The organism is Lascolabacillus massiliensis (assembly GCF_001282625.1).
GTDB lineage: Bacteria > Bacteroidota > Bacteroidia > Bacteroidales > Dysgonomonadaceae > Proteiniphilum > Proteiniphilum massiliensis.
This window is the reverse complement of sequence record NZ_CTEJ01000002.1, coordinates 1,475,612-1,489,683: the sequence shown is the minus strand read 5'-3', so window position 1 is coordinate 1,489,683 and position 14,072 is coordinate 1,475,612. Positions and strand designations below refer to the sequence as shown.

Sequence of the window (14,072 nt, the reverse complement as noted above, 5' to 3'; positions counted from 1 at the left end):
TTAAAATTCTGCATAAACTACATGAGTTATGTCTATTTTTTTCTTTTTTTATTAAATCTGAAGAAGATACCACTTATATTTGTATTTTTGCCTTTCATAAAATATCAAATTAACATGGTTGGATTAAAAAGCAGAGACCTACTTGTTTATAATACATTAAGCAGAGAAAAGGAGCCGTTTGAACCTCTACACTCCCCATTCGTTGGAATGTACGTGTGTGGTCCTACTGTCTATAGTGATATACATTTAGGCAATTGCCGCACATTTATTTCATTTGACCTGATTTACAGATATCTCCTGCACTTAGGTTATAAAGTTCGTTATGTTCGTAACATCACAGATGCCGGACACCTTGAGGGTGATAGAGATGAAGGGGATGACAAGTTTGCAAAAAGAGCCAAACTTGAAAAGTTAGAGCCTATGGAGATCGTTCAAAAATATACTCTGGGCTTTCGTGAAGTGCTATCACTTTTTAACACCTTGCCTCCAAGTATAGAACCCACTGCTACAGGTCATATAATTGAACAGATAGAGATGATCAAAGTGATACTGGATGCCGGATATGCTTATGAGGTAAATGGATCAGTTTACTTTGATGTTGAAAAATACAGCAAGGAGTATGATTACGGTATACTCACAAACAGAAAACTTGAGGATTTGCTGGAAGGCACACGCGAACTAAGCGGGCAAGATGAGAAGCGTGGAAGACTTGATTTCGCTTTATGGATTTCGGCAAAACCTGAAACATTAATGAAATGGCCATCACCATGGGGTGTGGGATTCCCCGGCTGGCACATTGAATGTTCTGCAATGAGCACTAAATATCTTGGCACCTCATTTGATATTCACGGAGGAGGAATGGATTTGCAGGCAACACACCACACGAATGAGATTGCACAGTCTAAAGCATGTCATCATAGTGAGCCTGTTAAGTATTGGATGCACACCAACATGCTCACCGTTAATGGTGTCAGAATGTCGAAGTCGGCAGGTAACGGCTTTTTACCTAAAGAACTTTTTACAGGTGATCACCCATTGCTTGAAAGAGGCTACTCTCCTATGACAGTACGCTTTTTTATGTTGCAATCTCACTATAGAAATACTCTTGATTTCTCAAATGAGGCTCTTCAGGCTGCTGAAAAGGGGTATAAAAGACTTATGGGCAGTATAGCTACACTAGAAAAAATTATACCATCTGATGTATCCACTGTTGATATCGCCTCACTTGAAAAGAACTGCTATGCAGCAATGAATGACGATTTCAGCAGTCCCGTTCTTATAGCTCAACTATTTGACGCCGTGCGCATTATTAACTCATGCAACGATAAAAGTGAGACCATTAGTTCAGAAGATCTCATTAAGTTGAAAGATGTTATGCACACTTTTGTGTTTGATATTCTAGGGCTAACAGATGAAACTAAAAGTATGACCGGGAGCAACGTAATCGAGGGGTTAATGAACCTTATTCTGGATATAAGAAGGACAGCACGTGAGAATAAAGACTGGGCTACTTCAGACAAAATACGTGATGAGCTTAAAGCTGCTGGAATAGAAATAAAGGACACCAAAACAGGTGCTGAATGGAGAATATAAAAAGAGTTACTTTTACTTCTAAGATAGGTGTTGTTGCTGCTGCTGCCGGTTCAGCAGTAGGGCTTGGTAATATTTGGAGATTTCCAAGTCAGACCGCCGACGGTGGTGGCGCTATATTTATTTTTGTATATATCGCTTGTATTCTCTTTTTTGGTATTCCGGTAATGATGAGCGAGTTTATTATAGGTAGATCTGCTCGTGCTAATACTGCGGGTGCATTTCATATCCTTGCTCCCGGAACTCAATGGAAGTGGATTGGTCGGCTTGGTGTACTTACCGGATTTATCATAATGGGTTTCTATATGGTAGTTGCAGGCTGGACTCTGATATATTTCCTCCAGTCAATTACTGGCAATCTACACACTGTCAATGATTTCAGCATACACTTTACTAATATTCTGAACGACCCTTTGAAGCAATCAGTATGGATGATTGTATTTTCATTTCTTACATCTTTCTTCATACTCTCAGGTGTAAGAAAAGGCATTGAAAAATCAGCCAAAATCTTTATGCCGATTCTGTTCCTGCTATTAATAATTCTTGCTATCAGATCAATAACGCTTGAAGGTGCTATACAAGGATTAAATTTCTTGTTTAAACCAAATATGGAGCATGTTAAGCAGACTGTTTTTCTTGATGCTATGGGACAGGCTTTCTTTTCATTATCAATTGGAATGGGCTGCCTCATTACCTACGGTTCATATTTTAATAAGAGCATCAATCTAACAAAAACAGCAGTTCAGGTCTCAATTTTAGACACACTGGTAGCTGTATTATCCGGAGTAATTATTTTCCCTGCTGCATTTGCGCTTACATCAAGCCCCGACACTATTGTGGATGAACTGGTAACAGGTGGTCCTGGTCTCCTATTCATTACAATTCCTGAGCTACTTAATCAGATGCCTGCCTCAATGGCATGGTCTGCACTGTTTTTCTGCCTGCTGGCACTTGCAGCTTTAACTTCCACTATATCATTAATGGAAGTTGTTACAGTATATCTGTTCGAAGAGTATAAAATATCGCGAAGAAAAAGTACAATCTTTGTTACATTGGGTGTAATAATTCTTGGGATAATCTCATCATATTCTTCTGTTTTCTTTAATATATTGGATATGGCATCAGCTAAGTATATGCTTCCTATTGGTGGACTATTTATAAGTATATTCGTGGGATGGTATCTGAAACAGCAGTTGGTTACAGCACAGATAACCAATGAGGGGAAACTGAGATTCGGCGTTGGATTTATAAAATTCTATATCTTCCTACTACGTTTTATTGCTCCAATTGCAATATTATCAATATTTGTATATGGATTAACAGGTTAATCACTAAAACAATTTAAAAGTATACACTATCTGTAATTCTTATGTTTTAAAATGCTATTTTTGCATTAAAATCCAGTTGTTATAATGTTATCTCAATATAAAATATATCCCCCGGAAACAGTAAAAACAACAATCCAGCTTCCGGCTTCAAAAAGTATAAGCAACAGAGCTATGATTCTCAATGCTCTGTGTCTGAGTACTGCACCAATTAAGAATCTATCTGATTGTGAAGACACTAAGGTTCTGATAGATGCTTTCAACTCCGATTCAAACCTTTTCGATATTAAAGCAGCAGGAACTGCTATGCGTTTTCTTACAGCTTTTCTTGCCGGAATGGAAGGTGAATGGATAATAAAAGGGACAGAGAGGATGCATCAGCGCCCAATTCATCCTTTAGTTGAAACTCTTACTGCATTAGGTGCTGACATAGAATATCTTGAAAAAGAGGGGTTCCCTCCACTCAAAATAAGAGGTAAAAAACTAAATGGAGGAGAGGTATATTTATCAGGGAATATCAGTTCACAGTTTATTTCTGCTCTATTGATGGTTGCCCCAACAATGAAAAATGGGCTGATCATGCACATTGAGAAAGAGATTGTCTCCAAGCCATATATCGACCTTACTATTGGAATGATGGCCAAGTGTGGTGTTCATGTCAAATGGGAGGGAAATGATATTACCGTTAAGCCTCAAAACTACAAAGCTGTTGATATGACAGTAGAAGCTGATTGGACTGCAGCTTCATACTGGTACGAAATAGCATCTCTGCTACCCGGATCAGAAATTAAACTACTGGGATTAACAAAGGATAGTATGCAGGGAGACTCCAATGTGGTAAATCTTTTTGTTGATCTTGGGGTATCTACAGAGTTTGTTGTTGATGGAATAATTATTCGCAGCAATAACAAAAAAACTAAAAAATTCTTCCATAACTTTATAAACGAACCCGATCTTGCACAAACTTTTGCTGCAACTTGTTGTTTTAAAAAAGTACCCTTTATTTTTTCTGGTATACAAAGTTTAAAGATCAAAGAAACAGATCGGGTACAGGCATTGATAAATGAACTTAAAAAACTGGGGTATATACTCACTGAAAATGAGATTGGCATGCTAGAGTGGGATGGTGAACGCTGTATACCCGAGAAAGAGCCGGCAATTGATACGTACGACGATCATCGTATGGCAATGTCACTTGCGCCGGGATCAATCGTTAAACAATCTATATTAATAAACGACCCGGATGTTGTTTATAAGTCATATCCTAATTTCTGGAAAGATTTAAAACATGCGGGATTTGTAATCGAAGAAAGGAAATAAATTATGCAACCTATCTTTTTATTTTTAGCTATTGTTCTTTTTTTTATTGTAGCACTTACGATAAATAATTATATACAACGTAAAAGAGGTAATACAACTGAACGTGAAATGGCTCCGCCTTCTATCGACCTGAGTCAGAGTGGATGCTGCGGTGCTCACGAAGTTTGTGAAAAAGACAGTCTTATTGCAGCATTTGCAGAAGAGCCTGAATACTTCGATGATGAGGAGCTTGATAAATATTCATGTCGCGACTCCTCAGCATTTAGTGAGGATGAAGTTGAAGAGTTCAGAGAAATCTTTTATACTATCCTCGATGAAGAGAAACCAAGATGGGTAAGAAGTTTGCAAATGAGATCTATTTCTGTACCAGATCAAATGAAAGACGAGGTTCTCATGTTTGTAAATGAATTGAGAATGCAAAAAATGCACGCCTGATCTTTTAATTTATAATGAATATACTTGAACTCTTTAATTATGCTTTTTTCAGGAATGCTATAATCGGTAGTCTGTTTGCTAGCATAGCCTGTGGAATAATTGGCACGTATGTAGTTTCAAGACGATTGGTATTCATTAGCGGAGGTATTACTCATGCCTCCTTTGGTGGATTGGGTATTGGCTTCTATTTTTCCCTTCCTCCTATCATTTCTGCAATGATCTTTTCTATCTTTTCTGCATTCGGTATTCAATGGCTTTCAAGAAAGCAGGGAGTCAGAGAGGATTCTGCCATAGCTGTTTTCTGGTCACTTGGAATGGCTATCGGTATTGTTCTAACATTTCTAACACCTGGTTATGCTCCCAATTTATCTGAGTACCTGTTTGGTAATATACTTACTATAACTGTTTCAGACATTATCGTACTAATAGTATTATCAATTGTACTGGTAATGTTTTTTGTGCTTTTCTACCATGAAATTATTTCAGTCTCATTTGACACTGAATTTGCACGAACAAGACGTATACCTACTCAGTTCATTGAATATACGATGATGCTCTTTATAGCTGTTACAATCGTTTTAAGTATAAGACTTGTTGGTATAGTACTACTAATGTCTCTTATTACTGTTCCACAAATGACAGCAAACCTGTTAACTGTAAACTATCATAAAATAATATCTCTTTCAGTATTGTTTAGTTTCATCGGTTGTGTATTGGGACTATTCCTCTCTTATTACCTGAATGTTCCATCAGGAGCCTTTATTATTTTTGTACTCATTCTGATGTACTTTTTATTCAAAGGTGTAAAAAATTTAATGTTGCGTACAAGTAACCGTGCTATTACTGAAAGCATCAAACAATAAAAAGCCATTTTTATAGTTTGTACTATAGTAATGGATTAGTACGCATAATTGAAGAAACAGGCATTAAATATCTCTTTGTTATTGTGTGTTATTCTCGGAATAAGTTGTTCTACCGGGAGAAACACCCCATATTCGCGTGCTTATAAAGAACTGCGAACACGTTACAACATTTTCCATAATGCTCAGGAGTCATATGATAACATATTGAATGAGCAACTTGCAATATTTATGGACGACAGAAATAATATACTCCCAATTGTCTATAGTGCAGGCTACAATATAAAGAAAACTGGTAAGGGAGGACCATTCGACATTGTTATTAATAAAGCAGAAAGGGCTATCAGCGACTATTCAATAACTTCAAAACCAAGACGAAATCCTACTAAAGCATATTCGGAGGATTACAGAAAATGGCTGAAACAGGAGGAGTTTAATCCATTTATCAGTAATGTTTGGCTTCTTTTGGGTAAGGCGCATTTTCAAAATGGTGATTATGATGAAGCTTTATCTGTTTTTGCTGAAATTATCAGGATTTTTCCTAATGATACAGATCTAACATCTGAAGCACACATCTGGATGTTAAGATCTTACAGCGAGATGAGCAGGTTTTATGATGCACAGAATTTGATATACATTCTGCAAACACGTACTTTGTCAAATGATCTGAATATACTGTTCACTGAGTCAGTAGCTCACTATCTATTAAAAACAGGGCAGTATCATGAAGCTATTCCTTATATCAGACAGTTAATTGAGAAGGAGAAAAATCGGCTAAAGAGAAAGGGGTTACAATTCCTTTTGGGACAGGTTTATACACTAATAGGAGATTACGAAAAAGCAGTTGACTCATTTAAAGATTTAAAGAGGATCAATACTTCAAAAGAGCTTTACCTTAATGCATCTGCTTACATTGATGCCATCTCTTCCGGAAAAAACCAGGCAGACTCACTGGCTCTATTACTGCGGAATAGCCAGTTAAACGAGAATATAAGGAGTGTTGCGGTTACAGAATTAAATGTTGCTGAAAATAGCGATCAAACCGAATATAAAGATTCTTTTCAGTTATATTGGGAGGCTAATCTAAAAAGAAATATTTCAAAACCATTACTGAATGCATATTCAATCAGGAAGATTGAAAGAGATTTTACAATTTATGAATCTTCACCTCATGCATTAATTCTATTGCCATCTGAACAGTCAGATCAAATAAAAGATCTGCTATTTGTAACCGCAAATTTCAATTTCTCAAATTTTAAATTTCGCACATTCAATTTATCAACCACAATTATAGAGAGGAGAGAAGCGTTAAAGATTGAACCATTCAGCTCTTATGATGATGTTTCAAGATATCTGCATATGTTGAAATCAGATACTGTCTACAGGTCATCTTTACCTGAAACAATTACTCCTGTTATAATTTCGAAGTCTAATCTCAATATTCTTCAAAGCAGCACTTTAGAGAGTTATTATCAATTCTATACCGCAAATTTTAATTATCTGCCCGAAGATTTTTCCCCCGTTAAAATATCACTTCAAGAAGAAAGCTCATTACAAACAGAATCTGATGTGGCTAATATTTATATTGAAGATTCACTATCTTTGGAAACTGATTATGTTGCAAAACCTGTAATTGATAAGATAGAGATATCAGATGAAAGGCAGGTTAATCTAAAGCTTCTGCTTGAACAGAAAGCATCCGAAATGATGAAAAGGGCAAATAAGAGCACCATAACTGTTGACAGAGCCGAACAAATCAAGAAAAGGGAGCAAATAAGAAATGAGAGATTAAAAAGTCGCGAGAAGGAGCTTAAGGAGAGGGAGAGGAAAAGAGAATTGGAAATCAAACAAAGGGAAAGAGAGAGAGAACTCAAACTAAAAGCTCAAAAGAGAGATCGTAGATAAAAAATATAATTTCAATAGAATAGATTAATGAAAGAGATTGTTTTCGCAACAAATAATAAACACAAATTAGATGAGGTACGGAAAATTGCAGATACTAAACTGAAGATACTAAGCCTCTCCGATATTAACTGTCATGAGGAAATAGAGGAGACTGGTACAACTTTAGAGGCTAATGCTCTTATTAAAGCAAAGTATGTAAAAGATCATTACGGATATGACTGCTTTGCAGATGATACAGGCCTGGAGGTTGAGGCTCTTGATGGAATGCCTGGTGTATACTCTTCACGTTATGCAGGTGAGGCTTGCCGACCGGCAGATAATATGAATAAACTGCTCACTGTTTTAAATAATATTGAAAATAGGAAAGCAAGATTCAGAACAGTAATAGCACTTATATTGAACAACGAAGAGCACTATTTCGAAGGTATCATTAACGGGGAGATCACTCGTGAAGAAAAAGGCAATGCAGGTTTTGGTTACGATCCTATTTTTCAACCCGAAGGTTATAGTCAGACTTTTGCAGAGCTTGGTGATGACATTAAAAACAGCATTAGTCACCGTGCCCTGGCTACTGAAAAATTGATGAAGTTTTTGTTAAAATAGAAGATTGTGAAAAAATTCTTATCTTTGAGTATTATCATCACAAAAACACCAAAAATTAATCTATGTCAACAACTAACATTCGCACAGGTATTATTGGATATGGTCTTTCCGGCCGCGTATTCCACGCTCCGTTTATAGATGTAGTAGAGGGCTTTGAACTCTCGAAGATAAGTACTTCCAACCCGGTAAGACAGAAAACTGCTAAAGAACGGTATCCTGATACAGAGATTGTACCCGAACCAGATAGCATAATCAATGATCCTGATATTGATCTGGTAATTGTTACTTCACCAAATACCGACCATTTCCGATGGTCTAAAGAGGCTCTGCTTGCAGGTAAGCATGTAGTTGTGGAGAAACCATTCACAGTGAATGTTGCAGAAGCGGACGAACTCATCGAAATTGCAAACAAGCAAAATAAAATTCTTACTGTTTACCACAACCGCCGATTTACAAGTGATACAAAAACTGTGAAGAAACTACTTCAAAGTGGTCTCCTTGGTGAAATAGTGGAATATGAATCCCATTTCGACAGATTTCGTGTTAACCCAAGACCAGGGGGCGCCTGGCGTGAAGAGCCTCTCCCAGGTTCTGGTATATTCTACGATCTGGGCTCTCATCTGATAGATCAGGCATTGTGGTTCTTTGGAATGCCTGAAGCTGTTACAGCTTTTATTGACAGTCAAAGAGAGTGGGCTAAGGCTGATGATCATTTTGATGTGCGTCTTCACTATCCCGGACTGACAGCTACTTTAAAGTCGGGAATGATTTGCAAAATACCTGGTCCTACTTACTTACTTCATGGCACAAACGGAACGTTTGTAAAATATGGTCTGGATGTTCAAGAAGCTACATTAGATGGCGGATCTAAGCCAGTTGGTAAGGACTGGGGAAAGGAGCCTGAAGAGATCTGGGGTACTATAAACACTGAATATAATGGCGTTAAGATACAGGGCAAGCTTGAAAGTGAACAGGGTGATTATAAAGATTACTTCATCAATTTAAGAGATGCTATAAATGGAAATGCCGAGATTGCTGTAAAAGCAGAAGAGGCTCGCAACGTTATGAAAATTATTGAACTGGCTTTCCAAAGCAGTAAAGAGAGAAGGACTATTAAAGTACAATAGTTTCTGATTTAAAGAAAGAATATTGATGCTCCAATTATACTGATCACTGCTCCGGTAACCTGACGGGCAGTGATCTTTTCTTTAAACATAATAGCTGATGGTATTATGATGAAAATTGGAGTCAGAGCCATAAGTGCTGATGCAATACCTGTTTCAGTATGTTTAACAGCAAAAAGTGACAGAGATACACCGATGAAAGGTCCAAACATTGCTCCAATTGTGATCGCATTCATACTTTTTCTTTCACCAGTAGCAAGGATCACCTTTCTCCATCTTCTCATGAATGTAACAAGCAGGGCAAATGCGGCAAAACCAAATATTGCACGAATCTGAGTAGCAGCAATTGCATCATAATCTCCCATCCCTTTTTTACTCAGAATAAGACCTACAGCCTGCCCCAATGCACCGCCAATTGCGTACAAAAAACCTTTAACTGGTACATCCAGTCTTAGCTTTTTACCTGCAACTGCAATCATTATACCTGTTACACTTACCACTATTCCTGCTATACTCTTGGGAGTAAGATATTCACTAAGAAAAAACCATCCTATAACAGCTGTAATCATTGGAGCAAGACTCATTACAAGCTGTGAAGTACGTGAACCGATTATTGTGTAAGATTTAAACAGAAAGAGATCGCCAAGAAAGAAGCCTACTATGCCTGAAAGCCCCAGCCAAAACCAATTATAGGGAGTAGCATCAATTGGGAAGAACATTCCGCGGGTAAACAGAGTTGTAATACCTAAAAATATAACTCCAAGAAAAATCCTGATAATATTTACAGATAAAGACCCTACCCTTCTGCCTGCTTTCTCAAAGTAAATGGCACTAAAGGTCCAGCATACAGCTGTCAGAAGTGATGCAATTTCGCCAACATGCGATTGGATTGACATAGGAGATGTAGTTCGTTAATCGGATTCTATAACAAATAGAGTGCAAATGTAATATTTGTTGATCGATTTACGATTATTAATGTCACTTAGGTTCTAAAGTTTTTATCAGTTGTTTAGCTGCGTCATCAATTGATTTCTCACTACCAAGAAGTGAGATAAACTTACTGCCTATGATAGCGCCTGAAGATTCGTGACAAGCAGATTCAAAAGTCTCTTTATTCGATATTCCAAAACCAATCAGTCTTGGATTCTTAAGCTGCATCTTATTCACTCTCCTGAAGTAAGCAAGATTTTCATCACTAAAACTATTCCTGGCTCCGGTTACTGATGCTGATGAAACCATATAGATAAATCCGGATGTATTCTGATCTATTAACCTTATCCTCTCTTCCGATGTTTCAGGTGTGATTAGCATAATAACATGCAGTCCATACTCTTCAGCCACCGATTTATAGGATTCCATATACTCGACATATGGCAGATCCGGAATTATCAGACCATCAATTCCGCAGTTTGCAGCCTGTTTACAATAGTTCTCAAACCCAAACTGAACAATTGGATTGAGGTAACTCATCAATACGAGTGGAATAGATACCGATTCCCTGACTGTAGATAATTGATTAAACAGCACACTCAAGCTCATACCATTCTTTAACGCTTGTGATCCTGATGATTGTATAACTGGTCCATCTGCCATCGGATCACTGAAAGGGACTCCAATTTCAAGTAAATCAACTCCAAATTTTTCAAGTGATTTAATTACTTTGACTGTATCATCCAGTTCAGGATAGCCTGCAGTAAAATATACTGACAATATATTTTTTCTCTTTTCCCTGAATAGCTTATCGATTCTGTTCATATAATTTATCTGCTTACTATTTTATTTTCAATTCTATCTTCTCTATCAACCTGCTAAATTTTCAGGCTCATCTTAATTTATCAATAAAGTTTTTTATTGCTTCAATATTTTTTATTCCCGGTTGGTGTTCAAAACAACTATTTATATCTATCCCTGCAAACTTTGGATGCTGTATTGATTTTATGGCATCTGCATCTTCAGGTGAGATACCTCCACTCAAAATAAAAGGGGTTTCGCCTTTATAATTCTCCAGACTACTCCAGTTGAATTTCTCACCTGACCCACCATGAAGTTCTGTTTTTGTATCAAAGAGATAATAGTCACATTTACCCTCATATGCATTTAATTGTGCATTTGGCAAGTGGCCATCTTTATCTATCCCAAAAGACTTAATTAACTTATACCCCTCTAAACGCAGATTGATGCAATACCATGGCGGTTCACTGCCATGAAGCTGAATAGCATACAGTTGATTATCTGCAGCACGTTCACGTATGACCTGTGGGTTCTGATCTACGAACACCCCTATTTTTTTTATTTTAGCAGGAAGATATTTCACTCTCTTTCCTGCAAATCGTGGTGAATCAGGATAGAATATGAATCCAATCCAATCGATATCCAGTTGTTCCAACTGCCGGATATTCTCTTCATCACGCATTCCGCAAACTTTTATAATCATATCAAATTAGTTTACTATAGTTTATAATATTAATATCCGAACTATATATTAAACACTATTTCTTTTTAATCTGTTGAATAAATTCGTTCAGACTTTTTCCTGGTGTTCCTGACTTCATAAAATATTCACCAATCAGAAATCCTTTGTAACCTGCGTCTCTTAGTTCTTTAACAATCCCTGCATCAGAAATGCCACTTTCTGAGATCCATAATGCATTTTTTGGAAGCAGATCAGACATTCGGAACGACTTCTCCAAATCGGTCACGAAACTTCCCAGGTTTCTGTTATTAACTCCTATCAGATTGTTTAAAGGGGTGACATAATCTGTCTCCTTTTCATCATGTAATTCCAACAGCACATCCAGCTGCAACTGCCCGGCAAGCGCTGTAAATCGTTTTGACTCCTCCTTAGTTATTGCAGCTGCAATTAATAAAATTGCACTTGCTCCTGCCAGCTTAGCCTCATATATCTGATACTCATCAATAATAAACTCTTTCCTCATTACTGGAATATGAACGTTTTTTGCTGCACTCATCAAATCAGCTAGCGTACCCCCAAAATATTTCTCGTCTGTAAGTACAGATAGTGCAGCTGCTCCTGATGACTCATACTCCTTTGTAATAATATTGACGTCTGCATCTTCATGTAACCATCCCTTGCTGGGTGAGCGTCGCTTAAATTCTGATATGATACCGGTTTCAGAACTTTCAAGTGACTCTTTCAAAGAGTAGAATGGAATTTCATCTGCCTGCATAAGTTGTCTCTCTATATCTCTTAAAGAGACCAGATCTTTTTGCTTTGCAACTTCAATTCTTTTATTATCAACTATTTCGCTTAATATATCTCTCATAATCAACTCCGAATTATTCAACTGTTAATCTCAATAAATTTCTCAAGAACTTTAAGAGCCTTCTTCCCATAAAGTGAATCACGAGCAATCTCTATACACTCCTCAATGGTTTTGGTCTGATCAACAGTCTGAATTCCAAAAGCTGCGTTAACCAAAACCGCATTAGTCTGAGCTACAGTAGCACTGGCACTAAGTACATCCCGGAAAACCTTTGAAGCATCTTCTGGGGTATCACCACCATAAAGATCCTCCTGATTCAATCTCTTAAATCCAAGATCATCTGGCATAAACAGCTGTTCTCCTCGGTTGGAAACAACTTTAAACTGACTGGTCAGCGATATCTCATCATATCCATCCATACTGTGCACTATAGTGAATTTCTTGTTTTCCTCCTGATAGATATAGCTGTATAATCTTAACATTGCAAGGTCATACACCCCAAGCATCTGAAATTCCGGCTGAACAGGATTCACAAGCGGTCCCAGCACATTAAAGAAATTTCGCACCCCAAGACTCTTTCGCACTGGTGCAACGGCTTTAAGTGCCGGACTAAAAAGCGGTGCGTGTAGGTATGCAATATTACATTTATCCAGGCTCTTTCTGAAAAGATCATTATCTGCATGGAATTTCACTCCCTGTTGCTCAATAACATTACTGGCACCACTAATTGAGGTGGCTCCGTAATTACCATGCTTGACAACATTATAACCGGCACCTGCAACAACGAAACATGCAGTTGTTGATATATTGAATGTATTTTTTCCATCCCCTCCTGTTCCTACAATATCCAGTGGTGAGTAGTCGGATAAGTCTACCATCACTCGCATTTCAAGAAGAGCATCTCTGAATCCAAGTATTTCATCAACAGATATACTCCTCATCAAAAATGAGGTTATTAGTGAAGCAATCTGAGTTTCAGGTACACCACCCTTAACTATATCAATTAATACCTGCTTAGCCTCATCACGGGTAAGATAATTGTAGTCGAATAATTTATAAAGTATATCCTTCATATTTAGCTGTCCTCATTCTAAGAAATTATTAATAATCTTTATCCCATCTGGTGTAAGTATAGATTCGGGATGAAACTGCACACCGTGAAGATCAAGAGTTCTGTGCTTGAGAGCCATAATATCACCACTGTTATCCACTGCCGTTATTACAAGATCGGCCGGGAAGTTCTCTTTTGATACTATCCAGGAGTGGTATCGGCCTGCAGCTATCTCTTCCGGCAATCCGTTAAAAATGTAGTCGTTGCCTACAATCTTTATTGGCGTCTGCACTCCATGGAATACATTTGGTATGTTGGTCAAACCAGCGCCAAACACCTGACCTATGGCTTGGTGACCAAGGCATACGCCCAAAATACTTTTGGTTTCGGCATACTCTTTAATCAGATCAAGCATAATACCGGCCTCCTCCGGAACGCCAGGTCCCGGTGAAAGTATAATCTTATCATACTGATTTACATCTGCTAATTCTATTTTATTATTGCGCTTAACATCCACTTCACTATATCCAAGCGATTTTATTGCATGAACTAAATTATAGGTGAATGAATCGTAATTATCGAAAAGAAGTATTTTTTTTGTTTTCATCATCTGATGTTAATTTATTGAGATCTTC

Annotated in this window: 14 protein-coding genes; 8 read left to right on the top strand and 6 right to left on the bottom strand. The window is 37.5% G+C overall.

Going from position 1 to position 14,072, the window contains the following annotated elements; translation table 11 throughout:
- The first annotated feature begins 114 nt into the window (after nt 1-114).
- From cysS to BN1354_RS10955, 8 genes are all read left to right on the top strand, one after another.
- Nucleotides 115-1,593 (top strand): cysteine--tRNA ligase, encoded by a 1,479-nt coding sequence (gene cysS, locus BN1354_RS10990; protein ID WP_053827134.1) that lies wholly within the window; start codon nt 115-117, stop codon nt 1,591-1,593.
- Complete coding sequence (locus BN1354_RS10985) at nt 1,581-2,918, top strand: sodium-dependent transporter (RefSeq protein ID WP_053827133.1); 1,338 nt, start codon at nt 1,581-1,583, stop codon at nt 2,916-2,918. Before cysS ends, BN1354_RS10985 begins: the two co-directional genes overlap by 13 nt.
- 84 nt (nt 2,919-3,002) lie before the next feature.
- A complete protein-coding gene (locus BN1354_RS10980; RefSeq protein WP_045090458.1) occupies nt 3,003-4,235 on the top strand; it encodes a 3-phosphoshikimate 1-carboxyvinyltransferase in 1,233 nt (410 codons plus the stop codon).
- Between the two features lie 3 nt (nt 4,236-4,238).
- Nucleotides 4,239-4,670: a hypothetical protein gene (locus BN1354_RS10975; RefSeq protein ID WP_045090459.1), complete on the top strand. Its 432-nt coding sequence runs from the start codon at nt 4,239-4,241 to the stop codon at nt 4,668-4,670.
- Nucleotides 4,671-4,684: 14 nt separating this feature from the next.
- Nucleotides 4,685-5,533, top strand: coding sequence for a metal ABC transporter permease (locus tag BN1354_RS10970; protein ID WP_053827132.1), 849 nt, complete (start codon nt 4,685-4,687; stop codon nt 5,531-5,533).
- A 48-nt stretch (nt 5,534-5,581) separates the two neighbouring features.
- Complete coding sequence (locus BN1354_RS10965) at nt 5,582-7,435, top strand: tetratricopeptide repeat protein (RefSeq protein WP_197272057.1); 1,854 nt, start codon at nt 5,582-5,584, stop codon at nt 7,433-7,435.
- A 27-nt stretch (nt 7,436-7,462) separates the two neighbouring features.
- Entirely contained in the window at nt 7,463-8,038 is a 576-nt protein-coding gene (locus BN1354_RS10960; RefSeq protein ID WP_045090462.1) for a non-canonical purine NTP diphosphatase, read from the top strand.
- A gap of 62 nt (nt 8,039-8,100) precedes the next feature.
- Nucleotides 8,101-9,165 (top strand): oxidoreductase, encoded by a 1,065-nt coding sequence (locus BN1354_RS10955; protein WP_045090463.1) that lies wholly within the window; start codon nt 8,101-8,103, stop codon nt 9,163-9,165.
- Between the two features lie 8 nt (nt 9,166-9,173).
- On the opposite strand, the gene BN1354_RS10950 is transcribed toward BN1354_RS10955, so the two are convergent.
- The 6 genes from BN1354_RS10950 to BN1354_RS10925 form a co-directional block, all read right to left on the bottom strand.
- Nucleotides 9,174-10,058 (bottom strand): DMT family transporter, encoded by an 885-nt coding sequence (locus BN1354_RS10950; RefSeq protein ID WP_045090464.1) that lies wholly within the window; start codon nt 10,056-10,058, stop codon nt 9,174-9,176.
- An 82-nt stretch (nt 10,059-10,140) separates the two neighbouring features.
- A complete protein-coding gene (gene trpA / locus BN1354_RS10945; protein ID WP_045090465.1) occupies nt 10,141-10,917 on the bottom strand; it encodes a tryptophan synthase subunit alpha in 777 nt (258 codons plus the stop codon).
- A 67-nt stretch (nt 10,918-10,984) separates the two neighbouring features.
- Nucleotides 10,985-11,596, bottom strand: coding sequence for a phosphoribosylanthranilate isomerase (locus tag BN1354_RS10940; RefSeq protein ID WP_053827130.1), 612 nt, complete (start codon nt 11,594-11,596; stop codon nt 10,985-10,987).
- Nucleotides 11,597-11,651: 55 nt separating this feature from the next.
- Complete coding sequence (trpC, locus tag BN1354_RS10935; protein ID WP_045090467.1) at nt 11,652-12,446, bottom strand: indole-3-glycerol phosphate synthase TrpC; 795 nt, start codon at nt 12,444-12,446, stop codon at nt 11,652-11,654.
- 17 nt (nt 12,447-12,463) lie between these two features.
- Nucleotides 12,464-13,459 carry an anthranilate phosphoribosyltransferase gene (gene trpD, locus BN1354_RS10930; protein ID WP_053827129.1) on the bottom strand — a complete coding sequence of 332 codons (996 nt, stop codon included), beginning with the start codon at nt 13,457-13,459 and terminating at the stop codon, nt 12,464-12,466.
- 12 nt (nt 13,460-13,471) lie between these two features.
- Nucleotides 13,472-14,047 (bottom strand): anthranilate synthase component II, encoded by a 576-nt coding sequence (locus BN1354_RS10925; protein WP_045090469.1) that lies wholly within the window; start codon nt 14,045-14,047, stop codon nt 13,472-13,474.
- Nucleotides 14,048-14,072: the final 25 nt, after the last annotated feature.